The 24365-nt window shown below is 62.5% G+C and carries 26 protein-coding genes and 1 riboswitch; of the genes, 14 read left to right on the top strand and 12 right to left on the bottom strand.

The features are described from left to right. Positions 1-71 precede the first annotated feature (71 nt). The gene (locus DEJ54_RS22155; RefSeq protein WP_113156917.1) at positions 72-1058 is read right to left on the bottom strand and encodes a TRAP transporter substrate-binding protein; all 987 of its coding nucleotides are present in this window, start codon (positions 1056-1058) and stop codon (positions 72-74) included. Between the two features lie 69 nt (positions 1059-1127). Continuing rightward, on the bottom strand, positions 1128-2177 hold the full coding sequence (locus tag DEJ54_RS22150) for a 4-hydroxythreonine-4-phosphate dehydrogenase PdxA (RefSeq protein WP_113156916.1): 1050 nt from the start codon (positions 2175-2177) through the stop codon (positions 1128-1130). A gap of 126 nt (positions 2178-2303) precedes the next feature. Between DEJ54_RS22150 and DEJ54_RS22145 the strand changes: the two genes are divergently transcribed. Continuing rightward, positions 2304-2954: a GntR family transcriptional regulator gene (locus DEJ54_RS22145; protein WP_371685996.1), complete on the top strand. Its 651-nt coding sequence runs from the start codon at positions 2304-2306 to the stop codon at positions 2952-2954. Positions 2955-2969: 15 nt separating this feature from the next. On the opposite strand, the gene DEJ54_RS22140 is transcribed toward DEJ54_RS22145, so the two are convergent. Genes DEJ54_RS22140 through otnK form a run of 3 tightly spaced genes read right to left on the bottom strand, consistent with a single transcriptional unit; the run spans position 2970 to position 5646 of the window. Further along, positions 2970-3740 carry a hydroxypyruvate isomerase family protein gene (locus DEJ54_RS22140; protein WP_113156914.1) on the bottom strand — a complete coding sequence of 257 codons (771 nt, stop codon included), beginning with the start codon at positions 3738-3740 and terminating at the stop codon, positions 2970-2972. Then, a complete protein-coding gene (locus DEJ54_RS22135; protein WP_113156913.1) occupies positions 3740-4387 on the bottom strand; it encodes an aldolase in 648 nt (215 codons plus the stop codon). The genes DEJ54_RS22140 and DEJ54_RS22135 overlap by 1 nt, the downstream gene beginning before the upstream one ends. Beyond that, positions 4384-5646, bottom strand: coding sequence for a 3-oxo-tetronate kinase (gene otnK, locus DEJ54_RS22130; RefSeq protein WP_113156912.1), 1263 nt, complete (start codon positions 5644-5646; stop codon positions 4384-4386). The genes DEJ54_RS22135 and otnK overlap by 4 nt, the downstream gene beginning before the upstream one ends. 263 nt (positions 5647-5909) lie before the next feature. Between otnK and DEJ54_RS22125 the strand changes: the two genes are divergently transcribed. From DEJ54_RS22125 to DEJ54_RS22105, 5 genes are all read left to right on the top strand, one after another. Then, positions 5910-7727 carry an IlvD/Edd family dehydratase gene (locus DEJ54_RS22125; RefSeq protein WP_113156911.1) on the top strand — a complete coding sequence of 606 codons (1818 nt, stop codon included), beginning with the start codon at positions 5910-5912 and terminating at the stop codon, positions 7725-7727. Positions 7728-7972: 245 nt separating this feature from the next. Continuing rightward, on the top strand, positions 7973-8632 hold the full coding sequence (locus DEJ54_RS22120; protein ID WP_224873327.1) for a GntR family transcriptional regulator: 660 nt from the start codon (positions 7973-7975) through the stop codon (positions 8630-8632). A 123-nt stretch (positions 8633-8755) separates the two neighbouring features. Beyond that, positions 8756-9490: an SDR family NAD(P)-dependent oxidoreductase gene (locus DEJ54_RS22115; RefSeq protein WP_113156909.1), complete on the top strand. Its 735-nt coding sequence runs from the start codon at positions 8756-8758 to the stop codon at positions 9488-9490. Between the two features lie 28 nt (positions 9491-9518). Then, positions 9519-10361, top strand: a complete 843-nt coding sequence (locus DEJ54_RS22110) for a fumarylacetoacetate hydrolase family protein (protein ID WP_113156908.1) — start codon at positions 9519-9521, stop codon at positions 10359-10361. 21 nt (positions 10362-10382) lie between these two features. After that, positions 10383-11306 carry an NAD(P)-dependent oxidoreductase gene (locus DEJ54_RS22105; RefSeq protein WP_113156907.1) on the top strand — a complete coding sequence of 308 codons (924 nt, stop codon included), beginning with the start codon at positions 10383-10385 and terminating at the stop codon, positions 11304-11306. A gap of 6 nt (positions 11307-11312) precedes the next feature. Here DEJ54_RS22105 and DEJ54_RS22100 read toward each other — a convergent pair whose 3' ends face one another. Then, positions 11313-11756 carry a PACE efflux transporter gene (locus tag DEJ54_RS22100; RefSeq protein WP_113156906.1) on the bottom strand — a complete coding sequence of 148 codons (444 nt, stop codon included), beginning with the start codon at positions 11754-11756 and terminating at the stop codon, positions 11313-11315. A gap of 116 nt (positions 11757-11872) precedes the next feature. Continuing rightward, a complete protein-coding gene (locus DEJ54_RS22095; protein ID WP_113157146.1) occupies positions 11873-13354 on the bottom strand; it encodes a S8 family serine peptidase in 1482 nt (493 codons plus the stop codon). A gap of 110 nt (positions 13355-13464) precedes the next feature. On the opposite strand from DEJ54_RS22095, the gene DEJ54_RS22090 reads away from it, so the two are divergent. The 8 genes from DEJ54_RS22090 (at position 13465) to DEJ54_RS22055 (ending at position 20131) form a co-directional block, all read left to right on the top strand. Beyond that, the gene (locus DEJ54_RS22090; protein WP_113156905.1) at positions 13465-13956 is read left to right on the top strand and encodes an RNA polymerase sigma factor; all 492 of its coding nucleotides are present in this window, start codon (positions 13465-13467) and stop codon (positions 13954-13956) included. A gap of 37 nt (positions 13957-13993) precedes the next feature. Further along, entirely contained in the window at positions 13994-14758 is a 765-nt protein-coding gene (locus DEJ54_RS22085; protein WP_113156904.1) for an anti-sigma factor, read from the top strand. Positions 14759-14905: 147 nt separating this feature from the next. Further along, on the top strand, positions 14906-15352 hold the full coding sequence (gene msrB / locus DEJ54_RS22080) for a peptide-methionine (R)-S-oxide reductase MsrB (protein ID WP_113156903.1): 447 nt from the start codon (positions 14906-14908) through the stop codon (positions 15350-15352). Then, on the top strand, positions 15349-15855 hold the full coding sequence (gene msrA / locus DEJ54_RS22075) for a peptide-methionine (S)-S-oxide reductase MsrA (RefSeq protein WP_113156902.1): 507 nt from the start codon (positions 15349-15351) through the stop codon (positions 15853-15855). The genes msrB and msrA overlap by 4 nt, the downstream gene beginning before the upstream one ends. Positions 15856-16090: 235 nt before the next feature. Then, positions 16091-16672 carry a DUF4956 domain-containing protein gene (locus DEJ54_RS22070; protein ID WP_113156901.1) on the top strand — a complete coding sequence of 194 codons (582 nt, stop codon included), beginning with the start codon at positions 16091-16093 and terminating at the stop codon, positions 16670-16672. Positions 16673-16695: 23 nt separating this feature from the next. Continuing rightward, entirely contained in the window at positions 16696-17484 is a 789-nt protein-coding gene (locus tag DEJ54_RS22065) for a polyphosphate polymerase domain-containing protein (protein WP_113156900.1), read from the top strand. Positions 17485-17515: 31 nt separating this feature from the next. After that, the gene (locus DEJ54_RS22060) at positions 17516-19129 is read left to right on the top strand and encodes an inorganic phosphate transporter (protein ID WP_113156899.1); all 1614 of its coding nucleotides are present in this window, start codon (positions 17516-17518) and stop codon (positions 19127-19129) included. A 78-nt stretch (positions 19130-19207) separates the two neighbouring features. After that, the gene (locus DEJ54_RS22055) at positions 19208-20131 is read left to right on the top strand and encodes an esterase-like activity of phytase family protein (protein ID WP_162742437.1); all 924 of its coding nucleotides are present in this window, start codon (positions 19208-19210) and stop codon (positions 20129-20131) included. Between the two features lie 63 nt (positions 20132-20194). Here the strand turns inward: DEJ54_RS22055 and DEJ54_RS22050 are convergent, their stop codons facing one another. The 5 genes from DEJ54_RS22050 to DEJ54_RS22030 form a co-directional block, all read right to left on the bottom strand. Further along, positions 20195-21184, bottom strand: a complete 990-nt coding sequence (locus tag DEJ54_RS22050; protein ID WP_113156897.1) for an ABC transporter substrate-binding protein — start codon at positions 21182-21184, stop codon at positions 20195-20197. Beyond that, positions 21181-21936, bottom strand: coding sequence for an ABC transporter ATP-binding protein (locus DEJ54_RS22045; protein WP_113156896.1), 756 nt, complete (start codon positions 21934-21936; stop codon positions 21181-21183). The genes DEJ54_RS22050 and DEJ54_RS22045 overlap by 4 nt, the downstream gene beginning before the upstream one ends. After that, on the bottom strand, positions 21933-22721 hold the full coding sequence (locus DEJ54_RS22040) for an ABC transporter permease (RefSeq protein WP_113156895.1): 789 nt from the start codon (positions 22719-22721) through the stop codon (positions 21933-21935). The genes DEJ54_RS22045 and DEJ54_RS22040 overlap by 4 nt, the downstream gene beginning before the upstream one ends. A 4-nt stretch (positions 22722-22725) precedes the next feature. Next, positions 22726-23334, bottom strand: a complete 609-nt coding sequence (locus DEJ54_RS22035; protein WP_113156894.1) for a YkoF family thiamine/hydroxymethylpyrimidine-binding protein — start codon at positions 23332-23334, stop codon at positions 22726-22728. After that, positions 23328-23440, bottom strand: a riboswitch (TPP riboswitch). Its footprint overlaps the gene before it by 7 nt. 116 nt (positions 23441-23556) lie before the next feature. Continuing rightward, positions 23557-24318 carry a DeoR/GlpR family DNA-binding transcription regulator gene (locus DEJ54_RS22030; RefSeq protein ID WP_113156893.1) on the bottom strand — a complete coding sequence of 254 codons (762 nt, stop codon included), beginning with the start codon at positions 24316-24318 and terminating at the stop codon, positions 23557-23559. Positions 24319-24365: the final 47 nt, after the last annotated feature.

The following is a 24365-nucleotide window of genomic DNA, read 5'->3' as shown; positions in this document are numbered from 1 at the left end:
CCAAGCCGGGCAGAATGCAAATCGAGTGGAAGCGGCGGGTGGCGCCCATGTTGAGACGCCACCCTGGGGCATCAGGAACCGTCGGCCAGCGACAGCGCCTGATCGATCATCGCCTGGCCGTTTTCGACTTCGGCGGCGAATTTGTCATAGAGTGGCTTGGAGGCCGCGACGAATGCAGCGCGGTCGGCCTTGTTGACCTTCATGCCGTTTTCCTCGAGCTGCTTCAGCAGATCGCCATCCTTGGAAGCGCCCATTTCGCGCGCCCAGATGGCGACTTCCTGTGCCGTCTCGGCGAGAACGGTTTGCACTTCCGGGTCAAGCTTCTCGAAAGCGGCGACGCCGACCGTAGGATAAGCCGGCGAATAGACGTGGCCCGAAAGCGACAGGTATTCCTGCACTTCGTCGAGCTTGCCGGCGGCAATGTTGGTCAGCGGATTTTCCTGACCGTCGATCACGCCGGTCTGCAGCGCGACAAACACCTCGGAGAAGCCCATCGGCGTCGGGTTTGCCCCATACTCCTTGAACATCGCCACGCGCCAGGACGAATTCGGTGTACGGATCTTCAGGCCCTTGAGATCTTCCGGGGTGTTGATCGGACGCTCATTGTTGGTGATCTGGCGGAAGCCGTTTTCCCAGATCGCCAGCGGGCGATAGCCCTGCTCCATGGCGGCCGGCACCAGCACGTCCTTGAAAAGGGTCTCGTCGATCTTCGTCAGATGCTCGCGGTCCGCCACAAGGAAGGGCAGATCGAAGATCGCGTATTCCGACGCAATGTCGGGCATGGTGGAAGACGGCAGTGTCAGGTGCATGGTCCCGAGCTTGATCTTCTGCAGCATGTCCTTGTCCTTGCCCAGCTGAGAGCTGTCAAAGACCTTGACCACGACTTCGCCATCAAGCTTTTCGTTCACACGGCGTGCGAACTCGCTGGCCGTCTGCTGCTGCAGAGAACCGGTGGCAGCGCTGAGACCGAAGATGATTCCTTCCTGAGCCTGCGCGACGCCGGCGCCCGTTGCCGGCAGCAGGGCTGCCAGACAGAATGCAATATGCTTCAGTTTCATGACTTTCCTCCCTTGATTTTCTCTCCGCGCGGCCCTCCCTGGCCGCCCGGCACTGCTTGCCAGGTTCGCCTAACCGGAAACCGTCTGCCGCTCGTGCGAGGCAGAAGCTTCCGCGCCGTTCTGCGAACCAAGCTCGTCTCCGAGCCGGCGCCCAAGCGCCAGCGCGTTGAAGGTCGCTCCCGTATCGGCGATGCCCTTGCCCGCAATGTCATATGCCGTGCCATGGGCAGGCGTGACGATCGGGAAAGGATAGCCGGCAATCAGTGTGACGCCGCGATCGAAGCCGAGCAGCTTCATCGCGATCTGTCCCTGGTCGTGATACATGGTCATCACGGCGTCGAATTCGCCCCGGATGGCCCGCACAAACACGGTGTCGGAGGGGATCGGCCCGGTTACGGCCAGCTGCTCCTGCTGCGCGCGCTCCACTGCGGGAAGCAGGATATCCTCGTCTTCCCAGCCGAAATTGCGACCGTCGCCCGCATGGGGATTGAGCGCCGCCACGCCGATGCGCGGACGCTTGATGCCAGCGCCTTCCATCACCTCGGTGGTGAGTTTCAGGCTCTCATAGATCCTGTCGACGGAAAGCTTGTCGGCAACGTCGCGCAGGGGAATGTGCGAAGTGACGCGCGCGTTCCACACTTCATCCAGAACGTTGAACTCGCGACCGCTGCGCTCTGCCTCGATGGTGGCGTCGATGAAGCCGATTTCATCCACGTAATCTGACTTTGCCAGTCGCATCGCGTGCTTGTTGAAGGGGGTGAAGAACACCGCTTTGGCAAGGCCCGCCTTGCCGACCTTCAGAGCCGCGGCAAAATTGTCGAGCGCGGCGCGACCGCCTTCCATGCTGGCCTCGCCGATGGGCACGTTTTCGGGGTCGCAATTGCCCATGTCCACCAGGACCGTGCCTTCGGGGAGGTCGCCCTCGAGCGCCTCGCGCGGCACCACTGGAAGATCGAGCGAAAGGCCGGCCTGGCGCGCACCCAGCGCCAGAACCCGCTGATCGCCGATCACGATCAAATCGCCAAGATTGGCTTTCTCATCGGCCAGGATACGTGCCGAAAGCTCCGGACTAATGCCCGCTGGATCTCCAATCGCGAAGGCGATGCGTGACTGCTGCATTGTGTATTCCTTATTTTGTATACAAAATATACAATTATAAATTCGCACGTCAACGCATCTTTTTGTATGTTTCGGAAATCCCGATGATTCAGGAGAGCCCGTTTGGAACTCAGCAGCCCCTTTCCCATGGAAGCCGTGGCGATCGAAAAGCAGACACTGCATGACCAGGTCGCCAACCGCATTCGTGATCTCATCATTGAGGGCCATCTCGCGCCCGGCACGCGCATCGACGAAACCATGCTCGTTGAGCAGCTTGGCGTCTCGCGCACGCCTTTCCGCGAAGCGCTGCGCACACTGGCGGCCGAAGGGCTGATCATCATTCGTCCGTCGAAAGGCAGCATCGTGCGCAAGCTCACCGCGCAGGATGTGTTTTCGATGCTGGAACTGCTCGCGCATTTGGAAAAGCTGGCGGGACGGCTGATCTGTGAACGCGCCAGCGATGCGCAGATCGACGGCCTTTTGAAGCTTCATGAGGAAATGCTGAAGCGCTATCGGGAGGGTGACCGCCTGCCCTATTACAAGCTGAATCAGGAATTCCACTCGCGCGTTTCGGAGCTTGCGGGCAATGAATCGCTGCGCGATGTGCAGGCGAACATTCAGGCGCGCCTCAAGCGCATCCGCTTCCTTGGCAACAGCAAGCCGGCCTATTGGGATTCCGCCGTTGCCGAACACGAGCAGATGGCCGCCGCCCTGAGAAAGCGCGACGGCGAAGCGCTGGGCCAGGTTATGGCGCAGCACCTGATGAACACCTGGGACCGGGTGAAGGATCACATCTGACGGCGCGCTGCGCCGTCAAGTGTTGGCAAACGCCCTGGCCCAGCCAAGCCCCTCATCCGTGCCCGCGCGCGGCTTGTATTCCGCGCCGAAGAAACCCTCATAGCCGCCGGCGCGCATGGCGGGCAGCAGACGTTCGAAGCAGATCTCTCCCTCATCCGGTTCCGCGCGCGATGGCACTGCCGCGATCTGCACATGGCCGATGAGATCGCCATGGGCGGCAAAGCGGCGAACGAGATCTCCCTGCATGATCTGGGTGTGATAGCAGTCGAACATTATCTTGAGGTTTGATGTTCCGACGCGTCGGATGATTGCTGCCGCCTGCTCCACGCGGGAGAGGAAATAGCCCGGCACGTCATGGTGATTGATCGGCTCGATCAGGATCGTGATTCCATGGGGTTCGGCTGCCTTGCAGGCATGGGCGAGATTGGCTGCGAACGCGGCTTCCGCCGCCTCGTCTTCCGCTGCCCGGCCCGCCATGACGTGAACGGCGCGCGCACCCACTGCCGCAGCATAGGCCACCGCCTCGTCGATTGCCGCGCGGGCTTCCTCCTCGCGCCCCGGCAGGGCCGCGAGACCGAAATCTCCTTCACGGTCGCCCTTGCGGGTGTTCAACCCGAGAAGCGGGAGCCCCGTTTCCTCAAGGGCGGCGCGCAGCTCTTCGGCCGGAACCGCATAGGGCCAGTGGCACTCGACGGCTCCGAAGCCGGCCGCGTGGGCCTTGCGGACCGCATCCGGCAGGAAAAGCTCTGTCCAGAGGAACCCGAGATTGGCGGAAAAACCCTGCATCACGACCACTCCACATCGAATTTCGTCACCACCTGAGCGATCTGCTCGGATGTCAGAACGCTGGGCGAGAGCCCGCGCGTGAGAAGCGCAAGCCGCGCGGTTTCCTCCAGCTCCTCAATGGCCTGACCTGCGGCGCGCAGATCCTTGCCCGCCACGACGGGGCCGTGATTGGCCAGCATGACGGCAGAGCGCTTTCCGGCCAGTCCGCGGATCGCTTCGCCGATGGCGACATCGCCGGGGATGAAGTAGGGAAGCAGCTTCACCTTGCCGAGCTGCATGATGGAATAGGCCGTGAGCGGCGGAAACAGATTGTCCGGATCGACATCCGGCAAAAGCGACCAGGCGACGGAATGCGTGGAGTGCAGATGCACGATGGCGCCTGCCCTGGAGCGCGTTTCGTAAAACGCCTCGTGCAGCGGCATTTCCTTTGTCGGCTTGTCGCCATCCACATGCCGGCCCGATGCATCGAAACGGCTGAGCCGTGCCGGATCGAGCGTGCCAAGCGTTGAGCCGGTGGGCGTTACCAGAAGGCCGCCATCGCTTGTGCGGGCGGAAACATTGCCGGTCGCGCCATGGGTCAGCCCGCGCGAATGAAGCGAGGCGGCAAGCGTGCACATTTCCTCGCGGAGTCTGCTCTCTTCACTCATGCGGCTTCTCCCTTCAGCACATTGAGCGCCTTTGCGAAAAATACGTCGTCACCGAAATTGCCGGATTTCAGCGCCACGAAAACAGGGCGACCGGCGGCCTTGAGCGCGGGAACGCCCGGCGCGATCTCCGGCCCCACATCAAGTGCCAGAAGATCAAGCGCCTCAACAACGGCTCCCGATGTCTCGCCGCCGGCAACCACGAGCCGCTCGTAACCATCGGCCACGAGCTGCACGGCTGCTGCCGCGAAGAAGCCTTCAAGAGCGGATGCAACTTCCTCGCGGCCGAATCTGGCCTGCGCGGCGCGCACCACGTCCGGGTCGGCAGAGGAATAGACCAGAGGCGCAATGCCGGCGGGCTGCTCCCTGACCCATGCGACGGCTGCCTGCGGTGTCATTTCGCCGGAGAGCACGGCTTCCGGCTCGATCTTCAGGGCGGGATGAGCCGCTGCGTATTCGCCGATCTGCCGGCGCGTCTGACCGGAGCAGGAGCCGGAAAGAATGGCGGCACGGCCGGAAGATCCCTGCCAGCCTTCACCGCCCTGTCCCAGAAGGCCCGCATCGCGGAAGTTTGCCGGCAGGCCCAGCCCAAGGCCGGAGCCTCCCGTGACCAGTTTCATGTCGCGGACGGCAGCACCGATCTGGTGCAGATCGTCATCGGCAATCGTGTCGACAACGATGCGCGTGCGGCCATTGGCGGCCTCCTGGCGCAGCGCGCCTGCAATTGCGTCGGCTCCCTGGCGCACGGTCTGCGCGCCGACATGACCGACCGAACCAGCGGTCTGCGGGGCGAGCCAGCGACGGATATCGGCATCGCGCATCGGGGTTAACGGGTGGTGCTCCATGCCGCTTTCGCTGAGCAGGCGGTCATTGACGAAGAGATGCCCCTGATAGACCGTCCGCCCCGTCGCCGGAAAGGCCGGGCAAACCACCGTCTGCTCCGCGCCAAGACGCTCCATCAGCGCGTCGATGACGGGGCCGATATTGCCTTCGGGCGTTGAATCGAATGTCGAGCAGTATTTGAAATAGATCTGCTGCGCGCCCTGCTCCAGAAGCCACTCGGCAGCCTCAAGCGACTGGCGCACGGCGTCCGCCACGGGGATGGTGCGCGATTTGAGCGCGACCACGCCCGCCTCCACGGACGCGTCGGCGGGGCCATCGGGTACGCCGCAATACTGGATGGTTTTCATGCCGCTCTTGGCCAGCATGTTGGCGAGATCGGAGGAGCCGGTAAAGTCATCCCCAATACAGCCGAGCAACATTCGCATCTCCTCCATACGCAATTCCGCGTAAATGTGACAACGTATCCATAAAAGTCAATGGAGCTGACATTTCCAGATTGGGAATTGAGAGAAGACTTTCAAAGGAAGATTAAATATCTCAATTCAATCAGTTTTTATGCCTTGAAAGGCGCGCGTTTCCGGTGTCGAGCCGCATCAATCGCTCACTGGGGTCGGTAATTTTTTGTGTATACATTAATGGGGAAGTGGGTAAGATGGCCTGAAATCGAGCATCCGGAGATGTCATGAGCAGCGATCAGAAACGCCCTTTCCTGCGCTCACGCGCCTGGTTTGACAATGCCGGCAATCCAGACATGACGGCGCTCTATCTTGAGCGTTATCTGAATTTCGGCCTGTCGCAGGAAGAATTGCAATCGGGCAAGCCGATCATCGGCATCGCGCAGACCGGCTCCGATCTCTCGCCCTGCAATCGTCATCACATCGAGCTGGCGAAGCGGGTTCGCGAGGGCATTCGTGAAGCCGGCGGCATCGCCATCGAGTTTCCGGTGCACCCGATACAGGAAACCGGCAAGCGCCCCACCGCATCGCTTGACCGCAATCTCGCCTATCTGAGCCTTGTGGAAGTGCTTTATGGCTATCCGCTCGACGGCGTTGTACTGACCATTGGCTGCGACAAGACCACGCCCGCACTTTTGATGGCGGCGGCGACGGTCAACATTCCGGCCATCGCGCTTTCGGTCGGCCCGATGCTGAACGGCTGGTTCCGGGGCGAGCGCACGGGCTCGGGCACAATCGTCTGGAAGGCGCGCGAGATGATGGCCGCAGGCGAGATCGACTATGAGGGCTTTGTGCGCCTTGTCGCCTCTTCTGCTCCATCGACCGGCTATTGCAACACGATGGGCACGGCGACCACGATGAACTCGCTGGCGGAAGCGCTGGGCATGCAGCTGCCGGGCTCCGCCGCCATTCCCGCACCCTATCGCGACCGGCAGGAAGTGGCTTGGCGCACGGGCCTGCGCATCGTCGACATGGTGCATGAAGACCTGAAGCCAAGCGATGTGATGACGCGTGAGGCGTTTCTGAACGCGATCCGGGTCAATTCCGCAATTGGCGGTTCGACCAATGCGCCTATTCATCTGACAGCCATCGCTCGCCATCTTGGCGTCGAACTCTCCATCGATGACTGGCAGAGCCATGGCGAGACAGTGCCGCTCCTGGTGAATTTGCAGCCAGCGGGCGAATATCTGGGCGAGGACTATTACCATGCGGGCGGTGTGCCGGCGGTGGTGAACCAGCTCATGTCCGCAGGGCTGATCCATGAGGATGCCAAGACGGTCAATGGCAAGACCATTGGCGAGAATTGCGGCACGGCGGCCATTGCCGATGAAAAGGTGATTCGCCCCTTTAACAACCCGCTCCGGGAAAATGCGGGCTTCCGCGTTTTGAAGGGGAACCTGTTCGGTTCCGCAATCATGAAACTGTCGGTCATTTCCGATGAATTCCGCGAGCGCTATCTCTCCAACCCGGACGACCCGATGGCGTTTGAAGGACGCGCTATCGTGTTTGACGGGCCTGAGGACTATCACGCGCGCATTGATGACCCTGCAATGGACATCGATGAAAACAGCGTCCTGTTCATGCGTGGCGCAGGCCCGATCGGCTATCCGGGTGCGGCGGAAGTGGTGAACATGCGCGCGCCCGATTACCTGATCAAGCGCGGCGTGACCTCCCTGCCCTGTGTGGGTGATGGCCGCCAGTCGGGCACTTCGGGTTCTCCCTCCATCCTGAACGCATCGCCGGAAGCGGCCGCCAATGGCGGGCTTGCAATCCTGAAAACAGGCGACCGCGTGCGCATCGACCTGAACAAATGCACCGCGGACATGCTTTTGCCGGAGGATGAACTCGACAGGCGTCGCACGGAGCTTGAGAAAGCCGGAGGCTATGCCTACCCGGCGCATCAAACACCCTGGCAGGAAATCCAGCGCGGCATGGTTGCGCAGCTGGATGCCGGAATGGTGCTTGAGCCGGCCGTCAATTATCAGCGCCTCGCGCAGGGCGGCAAGGATGGCAAAATGCCTCCCGTGCCACGCGACAATCACTAGGGGCAGGACCGGCACATGAAGATCTGTTTGCGGAGAGCCAAAACGCCTGTATCTGGCAGCGAACATCTGCCAACCATGACAGGCGCACCGGCAGGTTTGCGGCACGGAAGGCATTGAGGGAGGGAGCTCTGAGCAAGACCGAAGGCAAGAAGGCGGCGACCGCAAAGCAGGCACCCGGGAACAGGGCCGCTGAAACGGCTGTTGCCGTTTCGCGCCCGCGCCCCAGCCTGCAGGGGATCGGCAAGATGCCGGCGCGCGACCGCGCCTATCACGAGCTGAAATTCCGCATTCTCGAAGGCCGGCTACCGCCGGGCACCACGCTTCTGGAAACGGAAGTGGCCAGCCTTCTTTCGCTCAGCCGCACGCCCGTGCGCGAAGCGCTGATCCGGCTAGAGGAAGAAGGGCTCGTCGATGTGCGGCCCCGCCACGGGATCACGGTCAAGGCGCTGACGGTGGATGAGATCGAGCAGATCTATCAGGTCTTTTCAGCGCTCGAGGTGAAGGCGGCGCAGCTGACCGCACGGCGCGGCATCAGCGCTGAAGATCACAAGCGGCTGGACGGCATTCTCACCCAGATGGAACGCGCCTCGCAGCGCGGCGACATTGAAAGCTGGTCGGAGCTTGATGACGAGTTCCACTCGGAACTGGTGGGGCTGTGTGGCAACCCGCGCCTGCTCTCCATGTTGAGGCAGCTTTGGGACATGCAGTATCACGCCCGCCGGGCAATCACGAAGCTGCGCCCGCTGCCGCTGGTCTCCGACCGCGAACACCGGGCAATTCTCGACGCCATCGCGGCGGGAAATGCGGAGGAAGCGACCCGGCTGCATCAGGCGCATCGCGACCGCGCTGACCAGCAATTGCTGTCGCTGCTGCGCCAGCGAGGCACGACACCGACAGAACTTTAAACCGTCTTTGCGGCCAGTGAGGCCAGAACCGGGACTTAAGACGTCCAGAAACAATGTATACATTGTGATTTGCCGATGTCTGTGCCAAGACAGTCAGCGGAACGAAATGAGGAGGGGCATTTCATGAACCACATCGATCTTGAGGGAAAAAGAGCGATCATCACCGGCGGTGCTCAGGGCATTGGACTGGCGACGGCGGAGCGCTTTATCGAAAGCGGTGCGGAGGTGATCCTCTGGGACATCAATGCCGACATGCTGGACAAGGCCGTGGCGGAGCTGGGGGAGAAGGCCTCCGGCCGCGTGGTGGAACTGACCGAGGAAGATGCGGTGACCGAAGCTGCACGGCAGGCCGGCGCGATTGACATACTCGTCAACAATGCCGGCATCACGGGCGGCAACGGCAAGACCTGGGAGCTTGCGCCCGATGTGTGGCGGCGCACGGTGGAGGTCAATCTTGTCGCGCCCTACCTCACCTGCCGGGCGCTGATACCGGGCATGATCGAGCGTGGCTATGGCCGCATCGTCAACATTGCTTCCATTGCCGGCAAGGAAGGCAACCCCAACGCCTCGCATTATTCGGCCTCCAAGGCCGGGCTGATCGGGCTCACCAAATCGCTGGGCAAGGAACTGGCCAAGACGGGCGTTGTCGTGAACTGCCTGACGCCGGCGGCCGCCCGCACCCCGATCTTCGACCAGATGAGCCAGGAGCATATCGATTACATGCTCTCGAAAATTCCATTGGAGCGCTTTCTCGAACCGGCGGAAGCGGCGGCGATGATCGCCTGGCTTTCTTCGGCAGAGTGCTCCTTCACAACCGGCGGCGTGTTCGATATTTCCGGCGGACGCGCGGTCTACTGATCCGAGATAAATACAGAGGAACGATGACATGAAGCTGTTGCGTTATGGCCCCGCAGGGCAGGAAAAGCCGGGCATGCTCGCGGCGGACGGTACGCTGCGCGATCTTTCCGGCACTGTTGCCGACATTGCCGGCGACGTCATTTCGCCAGAGGGGCTGGAGCGCCTGCGCGCTATCGATCCGCAGTCCCTGCCTGTGGTTGAGGGAGAGCCGCGCCTTGGCCCATGCGTGGCCGGCCTGCAGAAGATCGTGTGCATCGGTCTCAACTATTCCGACCATGCAGCCGAAACCGGCGCCGAGCCGCCGGAAGAGCCGATCATCTTCGCCAAGGCGCTCAACGCGCTGTGCGGTCCCAATGACGATGTGGAAATGCCGCGCGGCTCCACGGCGCTCGACTGGGAGGTGGAGCTGGCCGTGATCATCGGCAAGAAGACGAAATATGTGAGCGAGGCGGATGCGATGGATCACGTCGCCGGTTTCGCGATCATGAACGACGTCTCGGAGCGGAATTTCCAGACCAAGCGCTCCGGCCAGTGGACCAAGGGCAAGAGCCATGACACGTTCGGCCCGCTCGGGCCCTGGCTTGTCACGCGCGACGAAGTGGCCGACCCGCACAATCTCGACATGTGGCTGGATGTGAATGGCGAGCGCCGCCAGACGGGCAATTCGAACACGCTGATCTTCAACGTGCCGCACGTGATTGCCTACCTCTCGCAGTTCATGACGCTGATGCCCGGCGATGTGATTTCCACCGGCACGCCGCCCGGCGTGGGCATGGGCATGAAGCCACCGCAATATCTGAAGCCCGGCGACGTGATGACGCTTTCCATCGCCGGTCTCGGCGAACAGCGCCAGACAGTCGTTCAGGCCTGATTACAGGAAGTGGAGCCCGCCATGAGCATCAGGAATGTCACCCTCATCGGCACCGGCATCATGGGCGCGCCCATGGCGCGCAACATTGCCGCGGCGGGCTTCAACCTGACCGTCTGGAACCGCACCCGCGCCAAGGCGGAGCCGCTTGCGGATGTCGCAACGGTTGCGGACGACCCGCAGACGGCCGTGGCGCAGGCTGACGCCATCGTGACGATGGTCGACAACTCGCCCATCGTCACCGAGATCTATTTTGGCGGGAACGGCATTGCGGAGCGTGCGCCGAAAGGTGCGCTTTTCATCGACATGTCGTCGATCCAGCCGGCGGTCGCCCGCGATCATGCGCAGATGCTCTCCCAAAGCGGGCACAGGCATCTGGATGCGCCCGTATCGGGGGGTGAGAAAGGGGCCATCGAAGCAACGCTTGCCATCATGGCGGGCGGCGAGGCTGGAGACTTCGCCGATGCGGAGAAACTGCTCTCCTCCATGGGGCGGGCAACCCATGTGGGCACGCACGGGGCCGGTCAGGTTGCGAAACTCGCCAATCAGGCAATCGTGGCTGTCACCATTGGCGCGATTGCCGAAGCATCTCTTCTGGCGCAGGAAGGTGGATGTGATCCGGCTGCACTGCGCGATGCGCTGATGGGCGGCTTTGCCACCTCACGCATTCTGGAACTGCATGGAGAGCGGATGCTGGAGCGCAATTTCAAGCCCGGCGGGCCGCTCGAACTGCATCTCAAGGATCTCGAAAACGCGCTCGAAGTGGCCGATGCGGCCAGGCTGAAGCTGCCGCTCACGGAACAGACGCGCGACGCGTTTCGCGCACTTGTTCACGACATGAAGATGGGCCGACACGACCATGCGGCCTATCTGCTGTGGCTTGAGGCGATCAATCCCGGAAAACGGCTCGGCAGCGGCGAGACGAAGGCCCCGCCGCTCAAGGGCTGAGCGTGATCAGGCCCGGCTGTTTTCGGGAGCCGTATGCACTTCGGGCACGGGAAAGATCAGGTCATACGCCCAGTTGAACACGAAGGCGTAGACCAGGTAGAAAAGCGCGAATGAGGCGTTGACGAAGAGCGCCTCCACCATGGGAACGCCGAGAAGTGCTGCCGTGAACGGCATCAGGACGACCAGAAGGCCACCCTCGAACAGAACGGCGTGAACGACGCGCATGAGCACCGTTTTGCGGACGCTGCCGGTGAAACGGCGCAGCGCAAGGTCGAAACCCAGATTGTAAATATAGTTCCACGCCGTGGCGACCGTGGCGCTGACGACCACGACGATGCCCATCTCGAACATGGGCTTGCCGAAAAGCCACGAGGCGATTGGCGTGACGATGAGAAGGGCGATCAGCTCGAAACTGACGGCGTGGCGAATACGGTCTGCGGCAGTGCGCATCTTGCTCCCCGTTGGTACTCGGGCCGTCCCGAAATGGTTCCCGGAATGGGGGAGGTCGTCCTCGCTTCGGCGTGCAATATAGGAAGCGTGTCGCACAACGCAAGGATGGTTTCAGATTACTCGCCCGGCAGGGCCGCCGGGCACAGGCCGGAGGCCTGAAGCAGGCCGTGACCGAACACCGGATCGCGCCCTTCAGCCCCGAGATCCAGCGCTGTTTCCGCGAGGATTGCCTTCACCGCCCGATGGTCGAGGCTTTGATCCTGACGTTTGAGCATGGCCGCTGCTGCGGTGACGAAGGGGGCTGCGAAGGAGGTCCCGGTCTTGGGACGTGCGCCGGAAACCGAAGCGGCGGTCCAGACCTGCACGCCGGGGGCGGCAAAATCGATGTGGTCGCCCTGCCCTGCCCGGCGGTAAACGCGCTTTGCGCGGTCCACTGCCGTGACCGCGATGACCGTGTCATACGCTGCGGGATAGACCGGCTTCGCGCGCGGTCCGTTGTTGCCGGCGGATGCAACGACGACGACGCCCTTTTCCGCCGCCTCGTTGACGATCCGCTCGACCACTTCATTGGCCGCGCCCGCAAGGCTGAGATTGAGCACTGCGACCTCCTGGTCGACCACCGCATCGATGGCGGCGATCAGGTGATAGGCGTCGGCCCGTTCGTCGCCCGCCTTGCGGTAAAACGGATCGGCGGCGACGAGTTTCGCGCCATTGAGGAGCCCCGGCGACCGGCTTTCGCCGGAACCGATCAGGATCGCAGCGACCGCCGTTCCGTGCTGACGGCCTGAATCGGAGCCGCCCGACACTTCCATCTGGACGAACTCGATCTCGCCGCCGTCGAAGGTGGTGTGCTCGGGGTTGATGCCGGTGTCGACAATGCCGACGCGAACAGGGCTCGCACAGGCGGGATCCTGCCCGCCGGGCTCGACCCATCCGACCAGCGCCCTGTCGGGACAGTGCGGACCTTCGCAACCGATAAGCCCGGCGCCATCTGCACCACCGCGTGAAGACGGGCGATAGTGATGATTAAGATCGAGCAGTGCATCGGGCCTGAGTGCGCGTACGGTATCGCGGGCTGCATCGAGCGATTGTTCCGCCGGGATGCGCAGCCGGTAGAGCGTTGCCGTGAGTGACAGGAGGTCGATCTGTTCCAGGACGGCGAAGCCATCGTCGACGAGCGCCTCTATGTCTCCCTGGCTCAGTCCCAGCGCGATGACCTCACGGTCGGCGTGGATGGCGGGGGGCGGTGCGGAGCGCCGGGCAGCGGGCCTGCTGCGGCGCGGTGCGCTCTTGCGGGGATTGAGGCGCTGTTTCATCGCATCGAAGAGTGTCTTTCCGGAAGAGCCCGAGCGCCGGGATGACCCGGATGAACCGCCGGAGGAGCTTCCGCTGAAGCTCGTTCCCCCGCTGCTGCCGCCGCCTCCACCGCCGCCGTTGTCATCGTCGTCATCATCATCGTCGTCGTCATCATCGTCATCGTCGGCAAATGCATAGCCGGCCGGGTCATTCACCAGCACGGGCGCGATCGCCATGGGCAATCCCAAAAGCGCGATGAACAATAGACGGACGAAGCAGCGATAGCTGTGTTTTGCGTTCATGAACCCTTCCATTCGACGCCTCATTAGCATTTTTTGGAATGCAGGCGAATAAACGGGCGAGCCCAACGTTTATTCCACATCATTCACGGAGAAGGCGCCCGGACCGGAACATGAAATCCACCTTTGCGGATGAAATCGTCGACCTTTTGCCGAACCTGCGACGTTATGCTTTCGTGCTGAGCCGTTCACTGGACGTGGCCGACGATCTTGTGCAGCAGACCTGCGAGAAAGCCTTTGCGAGCCGGAGCAGTTATGCCCAGGGCACGAACCTTTCCGCGTGGCTGATACGCATCATGCGCAACACCTGGATTGATCGGGTGCGGCGCGACAGGACGCGCGGCGAAAGCGTGGACATTGTCGACCGGCCCGATGCGATTTTCACCGATGGTGCGCATGACACGGAAACGCATCTGATGCTCGGCAATGTGGCGAGTGCGCTGCAGGAACTGCCGGCGGACCAGCGCGAGATCATCATGATGATCTGCGTGGAGGAGCTCTCCTACAAGGAAGCTGCCGCCGCGCTTGGCATTCCCATCGGCACGGTCATGAGCCGGCTTGCCCGCGCCCGGACCACGCTCGCCGGAAAACTTGATCTAAACTGACAGGGCCGCATGACCTTTTGCGACAGGACAGAACACGATGCATGAAGAAAAATTCACCGATGAAGTTCTGATGGCCTATGCCGATGGCGAGCTCGATGCGAAGACCCGCCGTGAGGTTGAAGACGCCATCGGGCTGGACACTGCGCTCGCGGAGCGCGTGGAACTGTTCATGAAGACGCGCGCGTTACTGGCGGGCACATTCGGAACGGCAAAAGTCTCCGTGCCAGACGATCTTGAAGCGCGTGTGCGACAGATGGCTGGCGCTGCGGAGATGGAAGAATCCGCTTCCGGAGCAGAGGTGCTTCCCTTCAGGCAAAGGAGCGCCCCGCGCCAACAGGGGTTCGCGCAGCGCCATGCCCTGCCCATCGCAGCTTCTCTGGCGCTGGTTGCGGGCGGATTGCTTGGTTACATGGCCGCTGGTCAGCCCGAACGGGCGGGCGGCATCGAGATTGCGGGCCTTGCAGACGACCGGATCGTGGAAGCGCTGAACGTATCGCCGTCGGGCGAGACAAGGCAGCTTGGCGAGGATGCGCGTTTCGAGGCGATTGCCACTTATCGCGATGGCGCGGACACGCTTTGCCGGGAATTCGAGGTCAGTGCGCGTGGCACATCTCATGTGGCTGTCGCCTGTCAGGAAAACGATGCCTGGCAGCTGCGCTTTGCGGCCTCGCAGGTGGATGTGAACGGCGATTTCGTTCCCGCTTCATCGCTGGAAGCGCTGGACGCGTTTCTCACGGCCACCAGGGCCGGTGCGCCGCTGTCGGCCGAGGACGAGAGCGCGGCGCTTTCCACACTGCGCTGACGCGTCCCGGCGGACTTCCGTTTCGGATCACGCTAATATGATTGGGATCGCGGAGCCGCGATACCTAGATGAGGCTCCGCAGGCAACGCGTTTCGACGCGATGCCGAGACCGATCAATGTTGAACGATCAGGAAGCCGGAGCTGCCGATGAACTACAGGAAGACCGAAGAAGCCTTGGCCCGCCTCAGCCCGGAGCAATACTACGTGACGCAGCAAAGCGGCACGGAACGCCCCGGCACCGGCGAGCACCTGAACAACAAGGAACCGGGCATCTACGTCGACATCGTTTCGGGCGAACCGCTTTTCGCAAGCAGCGACAAGTATGAGTCCGGCTGTGGCTGGCCGAGCTTTACCAAGCCCATCGCGCCGGCCAATGTCAGCGAGCTGCGGGACACGACCCACGGCATGATCCGCACGGAAGTGCGCTCCACGCATGGCGACAGCCATCTTGGCCATGTCTTCGAGGATGGCCCGCGAGACCGTGGCGGTCTGCGCTATTGCATCAATTCGGCGGCACTGCGCTTCATTCATCGCGATGCGATGGAAGCGGAAGGTTACGGAGACTATCTCGATCAGGTGGAGGATGTGCAATGACTGAACGCGCTGTTCTGGCTGGCGGCTGTTTCTGGGGCATGCAGGACCTCATCCGCAAGCTGCCCGGCATTGTCAGCACCCGTGTGGGATACACCGGAGGCGACGTGCCGAACGCCACATACCGCAACCATGGAACCCATGCGGAAGGGATTGAAATCACCTTTGATCCCGAGAAGACGAGCTATCGCCGGCTGCTGGAGTTCTTCTTCCAGATCCATGACCCGACCACGGCAAACCGGCAGGGCAATGATGTCGGCATGTCCTATCGCTCGGCGATCTACTATGTAAGCGACGAGCAGAAGCGCGTGGCCGAAGAGACCATTGCCGATGTGAACGCCTCCGGCCTGTGGCCGGGCAAGGTGGTGACGGAACTGGAGCCGGTTGGCGATTTCTGGGAAGCAGAGCCCGAGCATCAGGATTATCTCGAGCGCTATCCCAATGGCTATACCTGCCATTTCCCGCGCCCCGACTGGGTGCTGCGACGGCGCGACGCGGCGGAATAGAACGCCGGATCAGGCGCAGATATCTGACCGAAACGACAAAGATGAACTCCCTCCGGAAAAAATCCGGGGGGAGTTTTTTCATATGCGGCAAGGGTTTCAGCGGACCCGGGAGAAATAAAATCAATGCCGATGGAATAGATCCAATTCCCTCACGTTTTCCGACACCAGAGACGGCTTTCTGACAGTTTTACGACAGTTTTCTGACAGAGGCCGTGACCAACAAATGAGGAAAACAATGCTGGAAACGTTCGCATTCGGTGACACCCCAATCCGCTTTGGCATCGACGTCGTGTCGATGACGATCCTGGTCTTCGGCCTTTACTACCGGCGCTACCGCGACAAGGAACTGGTGACGGCGGCATCGCTGTTCAACATCTTTGCCTTTGGCGTTCTTTCCATTCTCTCGGCTGTCGAATTCTCGCTGGCCGCCGGCTTCGGCCTCTTCGCGATCCTGGCGCTCTTCACCCTGCGTTCGGAGCAGATCTCCAAGGTGGAAATCACCTATTTCTTCGGCTCGGTCTCCATCGCCGTGATCTGCGCCATTCCCGGAACGCCTCTGGCCATCGTGCTTGCCGTTGTCGCGCTTGTGCTTCTGGGCGCTTACATCCTCGATCACCCGGCCATCCTGCGCTCGTCCGACGGTGTGAAGATCACGCTCGACAAGATCGATCACGAAGCGCTTTCGCAGCCTGAGAAGATGCGCCGCGACCTCTCCGAGCGCCTTGGCGTGGACGTGATGTCCTACCAGATCACCGCGCTCGACTACATCAACGACATGGCCCGGATGAACGTGTTCTTCCGCAAGCCCCGGCACTGACCTGCCGGGAAGGAGACACTCCAATGGATCATTCCATCACAAATGAACTGACCGGCTTCCGCCCGATCTCGCTTGAGGGACTGAACGGCAAGGCAGCCATGCTGGAACGGCTGGACAACAAGTATATCGTTCCGGCCAATCGGCTCCGCCCCGCGCTGCACGCCTTTTCGGACCTGTTCGACGTGCTCGAAATCGACGGCATCCGCGCGTTCACCTACGCGACCCGTTATTATGATGATGACGATCTGCGCAGCTATTACGACCACCATCAGGGGCGTCGCAAACGCTGCAAGGTGCGGGTGCGGGATTACGTGGACACTGGCCTCAGCTATCTGGAAGTGAAGCTGAAGAGCAAACGGCAGATCACGGTCAAGAAACGCCTGAAGCTGCAGGAACCCGGTTCGGGCCTCGACCACTCCGGTGAAAGTTTCATCGATACGTGCCACCGCGAGATCTATGACAGCCCCTTCGACCGGCCTTTGGCCCCGGTGATCGAGATGCAGTATATGCGCATCACGCTGGTGGCCAAGGAGGGCGGCGAGCGCATGACCATCGATACGCAGCTTTCGTTCAAGGCTGGCGATGTGCGCCGCCTTGTGCGGCCCGACATCTCCATCGTGGAAACGAAGTCGGCGCGCGGCAACGGCATCGCCGATGCGATTTTCCGGGGACTGCACGTCCACCCGACAAAACGCTGCTCAAAATACTGCGTGGGCATGGCCGCGACGGGCCAGGTGGAGCGGCACAACCGCTTCCTGCCCGCGCTGCGTCGCTTGCAGCTTCTCGACGGCCGGGCCCTGAGCCCCGCCTGAGCTTCAACTCTGCCATCGAAAGGAGAGGACCATGCGTACGCATGTCAGCCCCGCTTTGCCTGAATCCGGCTATATGGCGAGCCTCGCGAAAGCCAGGTCGGACCTCAGAGACCTTGCTCCGTTTCTCGGACGTCTTTTCATCGCCCTGTCCTTCGTCGTTGCGGCGATGGCCTATGCGCTGGTGCGCGCCCAGAATGGCGGCAATCCCGAATTCGCGCTGTGGATCGCCACGGCCGCCGGCTTCGGCGCGTATATGGCGCTCAATATCGGCGCAAATGATGTCGCCAACAATATCGGCCCTGTGGTCGGCGCAAGGGTGATCCCGCTTGCAGGCGCGCTCATCATGGCGGCGGTGTTCGAGTTTGGCGGCGCGCTTATTGCCGGCGGCCAGGTCATCAGCACCGTGCGCGGCGGCATCGTTATGCCGGAGGCGCTTGCCGACCGGAACGTCTATGTCTGGGTGATGATGGCCGCACTTCTGGCCGCAGCGCTCTGGCTGAACCTCGCCACCGTGTTCGGCGCGCCCGTCTCCACGACCCATTCCATCGTGGGTGGCGTGATGGGCGGCGGCATTGCGGCAGCGGGCCTTTCGGCCGTTGACTGGTCGGTGATGGCCAACATCGCCGCAAGCTGGATCATCTCCCCGCTTCTGGGCGGCCTGTTTGCTGCGCTGTTTCTCTATGCGATCAAGCGCTTCGTGACCTACGAGCCGCAGGTGCTGAAGGCCGCGCAGAGGATTGTGCCGCTTCTCGTGGCCGCCATGACCTGGTCGTTCGGCACCTATCTGATCCTCAAGGGGTTCAAGAAGGTGTGGTCTGCGAGCCTGCTTGAGGCGACCATGGCCAGCGCGCTCATCGCTCTTGTGGCATGGGCTGTCTCCCGCTTCCTGATCGCACGCCGGCTGCCCAAACTTCAGAATGACAAATCCGCGGTGAACCAGCTTCTGGCCCTGCCGCTCATCTTCTCGGCAGCGCTTTTGAGCTTCGCGCACGGCTCCAATGACGTGGCAAACGCGATCGGGCCACTGGCCGGCATCTATGATGTGTTGACCAATGACGCGATGCAGGAAAAGGCCATCATTCCGTTCTGGGTCATGGGGCTCGGCGCTGCCGGCCTCGCCATCGGCCTCCTGCTGTTCGGCCCCCGCGTCATCCAGACCGTGGGTGGGGAGCTGACCAGGCTGGACGCGATGCGCGCCTACTGCATCGCCATGGCGGCAACCATCACCGTGATCGCGGCCAGCCAGCTTGGTCTGCCGGTTTCCACCACCCATGTGACCGTGGGTGCCGTCCTTGGCGTGGGCTTTCTGCGGGAGTGGCTGAAGCGCCGCTATGCGCGGATCGTCAGCGATATCCGCACACTGCATGCCGGTCGTGATGAGGCGGAATGCGACGCTTTCATCGCCCGCATGCAGGCAAGCCCCTTCGCGCAGCGCAGGGCCATGATCGATGGGCTGCGCAGGGAACATGCAAAGAGGCTGGCTGACACAGGCGTGTGCGGCAGCGCTGCGGCAGCCGAACGGGGAGAAGCTCTCGTGAACCGGGCGCTGATGACCAAGGTTCTGTCGGCCTGGATCATAACCGTTCCGCTGACGGCGCTCATCTCCGCCGTGATCTACTTCACCCTTCGCGGGATCATGCTGTGAGGCAGCGGGCGCTTCGGAAAATCCGGGGCGCCCTTGCCGTCTGCCAGAGGCATTTCCGCCAGAAATGAGGTCTGAACCTTGAGAACCATTCTTTTGACACCCCTCCTCGCCCTCGCCACCACGCTTGCAGTCAATGCCGAGCCGATGTCGGCGCGGGTTCTCGATCATCGGGTGTTGCCCGAAATCGATGTGAACGGCGAGACGATGGCCGAGTTATCCGGCCTCGCTTACGACCCGCAGACGCAGACCGTTTACGCGGTTTCCGACCGGGCCACGCTGTTCAGTCTCGCCTTTTCGACCGATGGCGAGACGATTACGGCCCTTGAGCCGCAGGCGGCTGCGGCGCTGACCGACGCAGATGGCAATGCGCTTGCCGAACAGGGGTTCGGGCCGGAAGCGCTGATGCTACGACCAGATGAAACGGGCGCTCTGAATTTCGCGATCCTGAGCGAAAGCGGACCGCGTGCCGCACTTTTCAAGCGTGACGGGGGATGGCTGGCAGAGATCGATCTGCCATCGGCGGTGCGTGACAGCAGCCGACAGGTGGGCAAGAACCGCGGCCTTGAATCCATAGCCCATCACCCGGAGCTTGGCCTTGTGACCCTGCCCGAAGAACCGTTTGAGCCCGCGCCGCGCACCGCGCACACGCTTTATGCGGAAGGTGGCGAAACGCTCTCGTGGTCGAGCGAGGATATCGGCGCGTCTCGGGTGAAGGCGATGACGGCGCTGCCCGATGGCAGGCTTTTGGTGCTGGAGCGCATCAAGGAAGACAAGGCGCTCGTTCCCTATCTGCGGCTTGTCGACCCGGCGGTCTGCGCGGCCGACACCTTATGCAAAACGCAGGCGGTTCGGCTTGATATTCCTGGTGTCGACGATGCGGATTTCGAAGGCATTGTCGCGGTCTCGCCGTCACTCTTTCTGCTGGTCAGCGATGACAGGATCAAGAAGGAGCAACGCTCGGTGTTCGCGCTGGTGGACGTGACGTTTCCGGCCATGCCCTGAATGAAAACGGCCCGAAAACCTCCTGGGGCTTTCGGGCCGTAAATCTCTGAACTGCGTCAGAAATTACTGCTTCTGGTACGCGTTGGTGAACCAGGTGGAGACGTCCGGCATTTCCTCAAGGCGCTTGCCGTCGGCATCGCGCATGACGCCCGCCTCGAACATGAACTTCGTGATGTTGCCGAACATGTCCGCATCGATGAGGCCGACCGGTTCGCCTTCGTCCTGCAGGTAGCCGCCATCCACGATGGCCTGCATGGAAGCGCGGACCAGCTCCGGGTTGGACAGCATGCCGCCGGTCTCGGCGATCAGCATTTCGGCTGCCTCTTCCGGGTTCTCGGCAGCAAAGGCATAGCCGCGCTGAGCCGCTTCAACGAAAGCGCGCGCGGTCTCCGGGTTGGCCTTCAGCCAGGTTCCGTTGCTGCCAAGATAGGTGGTGTGCTGATCCGGCACGCCGTAATCGGCATAGCGGAATGCGCGCTGCGGACGGTCGAGGAGCACGGAGTTCACACCTTCCCAGGTGCTGACCTCGAGCGTGAAATCGATCGTGCCGTTGGCAAGCGCCTCATAGGCAGAGGTGCCGAGCGTGACGGTCTCGAATTCGCCCTTGCCGCCATCGTTCTGGATGATGGTGGAGATGAGGGCCTGCTCCCATGCGCTGCCGAACCCGGCATAGGTCATGCCATCGAGATCGGCCGGGCGCTGGATGTCTTCACGCTCGCCATTGAAGACGAGGCGGCCCGTCTCGTGCTGCATCACCGCCATGACGACCGTGAGGTCGGCGCCCGTGGCGCGCTGGCTGTAGAAGCCGATGGAGCTGAGAATGCCGAATTCGGCAACGCCCGTGGCAACCAGCGTGCCGGAGGACGTGTCGGTGTAGGGCAGGATTTCGACATCAAGGCCGGCATCCTTGAACCAGCCCTTCGCCTGGGCGACGTAGAGCCCCACATGGTTGGTGTTGGGCGTCCAGTCCAGCGCGACGCTCAGGCGTTCCTGCGCCGTTGCCGGCAGCGCCATCGCGCCGAGCATCAGGGCTGCGGCTATCAGGCTCTTCATGGTCTTTCTCCTGTCTGACTGAGCAAGGTGTTCAAAAGGTCTTCTTCCAGCGCGCGGGCTTCGTCCGGCAGGGGCGCGCCAAGGCGCGGGCGCGGGGCGCGGACGACGACTTCGGAAATCACGCGGGCGGGACGGCGCGACAGCACATAGATGCGGTCTGAAAGGGCCACTGCTTCGCGCACGTCATGGGTCACGAGCAGCGTGGTCCAGCGTGCAGCGCGCCAGCGGTCTTCCAGCCAGCGCTGCATCTGCGCGCGGGTGAGCGCGTCGAGTGCGCCGAAGGGTTCATCGAGAAGCTGGATCGGGCGGGCCTGAATGACCGTGCGCAGAAGGGCTGCGCGCTGACGCATGCCGCCCGAGAGTTCCGCCGGATAGCGCTGTTCAAAGCCTTCCAGCCCGAATTCGGCGAACAGCGGCAGCGCGCGGGCGCGCGCCTCGGCGCGGGGCACACCCTGCACTTCCAGCCCCAGAATGACGTTGTCGATGATGCGTCGCCAGGGCATCAGCGCGTCGCGCTGCGGCATGAAGGCGAAGGTCTGGCCATCGCGCTTCAGCGGCGCGCCATCGCGCAGGATCTCGCCGCGATCCGGCGCAAGCGCGCCGGTGAGCAGGCGAAACAGGGTGGATTTTCCCGCTCCCGAAGGGCCGAGAATGGAGACGAACTCCCCCTGCCCCACATGCAGCGACACATCGTCGAGCACGGCGGTTTCGCCAAGCCTCACGCCAACATTGCGCATTTCCAGGGCGCTCATCGTGTCTGCCCCGCTTCACGCCAGCGCAGCAGCGCGCGTTGCAGAAGCGCCGAGACGCCGAAGAGCACCAGCGTCAGCGTGGAGCTGACCACGACCGCTGCCAGCATGAGATCCGGGCGAAAGCTGTTCTTGGCGTTGAGAATGACAATGCCGAGCCCGGCGCGCGCGCCGACATATTCGGAGAAGATCGCGGCGACCACGGCATAGGTGATCGAAATCCGCAGGCCGGCGAAGAAATAGGGCATGGCCGAGGGAAAGCGCGCCGCCCGGAACACTTTCCACCGCGACGCGCCCATGGAGCGCATCAGCGTTTCGATTTCGGGATCGGTGGATTCGTAGCCATCGACCAGCGCCACCAGCATGGGAAAGAAGGTGACGAGCGCCACGAGCAGGATTTTCGGTGTGAGACCGAAACCGAACCACAGGACGGCCAGCGGCGCGATGGCCACCAGCGGCAGGGTCTGGCTGACGACAAAGATCGGGAACAGCGCCCGCCGCAGCTTCGGCAGGAAATCGAGCGCCACCGAGAGGGCAAAGGCGATGCTGACGGAGAAGGCAAAGCCGGTCAGCGTCGCGCTCAGCGTTGGCAGCGTGTTCTCCCACAGGAGGGCGCGGTTGACGCCCATCTGTTCGATGACGCGCGAGGGCGCAGGCAGAACCAGCGGCGAAATGCCCGACAGCCGCACATAGATTTCCCAAAGGAGGATCGCACCGGCAACGCTTGCCAGGGCAGGCAAGCCGCGCACCAGCCGTCCGCCCGCAGGACGGGGCCGACCCTGAGACATGGGGTCAGGCCGTGGAGGGGCTGTTGGCGGAAACGGTGAGATCGACCGTCACATGGCCTTCGGGCGGACCGAACCGGCAGAAGGCCTGTTCGAGCGTTGCGAAAACCGGGCCTGCATCGCCGGTGAGACGGCTGCAGAAATTCTTGGAGCGGTCAAAGACGCCGCTCGACTTCAGGAAGTCGATGCAGCCCATGATCTCCGCCATGTGATCGCCGGCGCCCATCACGTAAAGCGAGAACTGCGCGCGTGCGATTTCCGACGTGGTCTTGGCATTGGCCACTGCTGCAAGCGCCGCCTTCTGACGTTCGGCGAGCGGCTCTGACGGATTGGCGAGTGCAGAGGTGCTGCAGATCGGATCGTCGGGCTCGCCGGGGCAGCCGCGCGATAGCGTGGCGCGCAGCACCACATGATGGCGGGTGGATGCGGCGGCGACGTAGAAATCGCGCAGCGCCGGAAACAGCACTTCGGGCGGGCCGACGACGAGCGTGGAGATATCGTCGGTCTCGATCCGCAACCGGTCCCGGTAAGGATCGAACGCGGAGAGCGACGACATGATGACGTCGACGAAATTGTCGGTCATCGGATAAAGGGAAAGCTGCGCACCTGCGAACATGATTGTCCTCCTTGCTCCGCTGGCATTACCCAGATCAGCTTCTAGGGCCCGAGGATTTGCACCCTCATCTCAGCCGCGGCGATACGCGGCACCCCTGTGGATGCGCGGAACGAACCAAATCCCGAGACGGAAAGCAAGTTGATTGTGCAGGAACTGTTTTGTCGGAGAACAAATGTACAGCTTTCCCACAGGCGTGGTGCGCCGGTGGGCTGAACGCCCCCGTCAGGCGGGGCAGGTAACCGTCACATCGGCCAGACGGAGCGCTTCGGACAGGTCTTCCGGCGGCATACTGTCGACGATCAGCGAATCGACTTCGGCAAAGGAGCAGACGCGCACCAGCCCCTTCCGGCCGAACTTGGAAGCATCGGTCACGACAACCCGGCGGCGACCACGCGCCAGAACCGCATTGCCGAACTGCGCCTCCTCCAGATCGTAATCCATGATGCCGGTCACCGCGTTCACCGCGCCGGCGGAAATGATGGCGTGATCGACGCTGAAACGGCTGACGAACTCGATGGCGGAAAAGCCGAGCGCGGAGCCACTGTCGCTGCGCAGCTCTCCGCCGGCCATGTAGACCTTGTTGCCATTGACGGTCGCCAGCGTGCGGGCGATGTCGGATGAGTTGGTAACGACGGTCAACTGCCGGTGGTCCAGCAGCGCGCGCGCCAGAAGGCTGGTAGTGGTGCCCGTGTCGAGCATCACCGACTCGCCATCGCGGATCGTCGAGGCGGCCAGTGCGGCGATGGTCTCCTTGGCCTGCCGGTTCTCCCGCATGCGCCGCTCGAACGGCGCTTCGCTGACCACGGACGGCAAGGCGATGGCGCCATGCATGCGCACGATGGCGCCGCGCCCGGCGAGCGCCTTCACATCGCGGCGGACGGTTTCCACCGACACCTCCAGATGCTGCGCCAGATCATTGACGCCCATTGTGCCCTGCTCTGTCAGAAGATCCAGAATCCGACCATGGCGGGGGGAATAGTTCATCTGCGTTGCCCTTACCGGTTGTGCCCGTTTATGCCCTATCATGACTG

The sequence above is a fragment of the Nitratireductor sp. OM-1 genome (assembly GCF_003296175.1).
GTDB lineage: Bacteria > Pseudomonadota > Alphaproteobacteria > Rhizobiales > Rhizobiaceae > Nitratireductor > Nitratireductor aquimarinus.
Note: the sequence above shows the minus strand (reverse complement) of the source record. Positions and strands in the feature narration are given on the sequence as shown.

Coding starts and splice junctions, on each gene's coding strand:
- DEJ54_RS22150 (WP_113156916.1), bottom strand. CDS start 2,177: ATGCAGCAGTCACGCATCGCCTTCGCGATTGGAGATCCAGCGGGCATT.
- DEJ54_RS22120 (WP_224873327.1), top strand. CDS start 7,973: ATGCCGGCGCGCGACCGCGCCTATCACGAGCTGAAATTCCGCATTCTC.
- DEJ54_RS22065 (WP_113156900.1), top strand. CDS start 16,696: ATGGATCATTCCATCACAAATGAACTGACCGGCTTCCGCCCGATCTCG.
- DEJ54_RS22050 (WP_113156897.1), bottom strand. CDS start 21,184: ATGAAGAGCCTGATAGCCGCAGCCCTGATGCTCGGCGCGATGGCGCTG.
- DEJ54_RS22145 (WP_371685996.1), top strand. CDS start 2,304: ATGGAAGCCGTGGCGATCGAAAAGCAGACACTGCATGACCAGGTCGCC.
- DEJ54_RS22090 (WP_113156905.1), top strand. CDS start 13,465: ATGAAATCCACCTTTGCGGATGAAATCGTCGACCTTTTGCCGAACCTG.
- DEJ54_RS22105 (WP_113156907.1), top strand. CDS start 10,383: ATGAGCATCAGGAATGTCACCCTCATCGGCACCGGCATCATGGGCGCG.
- DEJ54_RS22100 (WP_113156906.1), bottom strand. CDS start 11,756: ATGCGCACTGCCGCAGACCGTATTCGCCACGCCGTCAGTTTCGAGCTG.
- DEJ54_RS22125 (WP_113156911.1), top strand. CDS start 5,910: ATGAGCAGCGATCAGAAACGCCCTTTCCTGCGCTCACGCGCCTGGTTT.
- DEJ54_RS22030 (WP_113156893.1), bottom strand. CDS start 24,318: ATGAACTATTCCCCCCGCCATGGTCGGATTCTGGATCTTCTGACAGAG.
- otnK (WP_113156912.1), bottom strand. CDS start 5,646: ATGTTGCTCGGCTGTATTGGGGATGACTTTACCGGCTCCTCCGATCTC.
- DEJ54_RS22140 (WP_113156914.1), bottom strand. CDS start 3,740: ATGCAGGGTTTTTCCGCCAATCTCGGGTTCCTCTGGACAGAGCTTTTC.
- msrB (WP_113156903.1), top strand. CDS start 14,906: ATGAACTACAGGAAGACCGAAGAAGCCTTGGCCCGCCTCAGCCCGGAG.
- DEJ54_RS22135 (WP_113156913.1), bottom strand. CDS start 4,387: ATGAGTGAAGAGAGCAGACTCCGCGAGGAAATGTGCACGCTTGCCGCC.
- DEJ54_RS22040 (WP_113156895.1), bottom strand. CDS start 22,721: ATGTCTCAGGGTCGGCCCCGTCCTGCGGGCGGACGGCTGGTGCGCGGC.
- DEJ54_RS22155 (WP_113156917.1), bottom strand. CDS start 1,058: ATGAAACTGAAGCATATTGCATTCTGTCTGGCAGCCCTGCTGCCGGCA.
- DEJ54_RS22095 (WP_113157146.1), bottom strand. CDS start 13,354: ATGAACGCAAAACACAGCTATCGCTGCTTCGTCCGTCTATTGTTCATC.
- DEJ54_RS22070 (WP_113156901.1), top strand. CDS start 16,091: ATGCTGGAAACGTTCGCATTCGGTGACACCCCAATCCGCTTTGGCATC.
- msrA (WP_113156902.1), top strand. CDS start 15,349: ATGACTGAACGCGCTGTTCTGGCTGGCGGCTGTTTCTGGGGCATGCAG.
- DEJ54_RS22110 (WP_113156908.1), top strand. CDS start 9,519: ATGAAGCTGTTGCGTTATGGCCCCGCAGGGCAGGAAAAGCCGGGCATG.
- DEJ54_RS22045 (WP_113156896.1), bottom strand. CDS start 21,936: ATGAGCGCCCTGGAAATGCGCAATGTTGGCGTGAGGCTTGGCGAAACC.
- DEJ54_RS22115 (WP_113156909.1), top strand. CDS start 8,756: ATGAACCACATCGATCTTGAGGGAAAAAGAGCGATCATCACCGGCGGT.
- DEJ54_RS22035 (WP_113156894.1), bottom strand. CDS start 23,334: ATGTTCGCAGGTGCGCAGCTTTCCCTTTATCCGATGACCGACAATTTC.
- DEJ54_RS22085 (WP_113156904.1), top strand. CDS start 13,994: ATGCATGAAGAAAAATTCACCGATGAAGTTCTGATGGCCTATGCCGAT.
- DEJ54_RS22060 (WP_113156899.1), top strand. CDS start 17,516: ATGCGTACGCATGTCAGCCCCGCTTTGCCTGAATCCGGCTATATGGCG.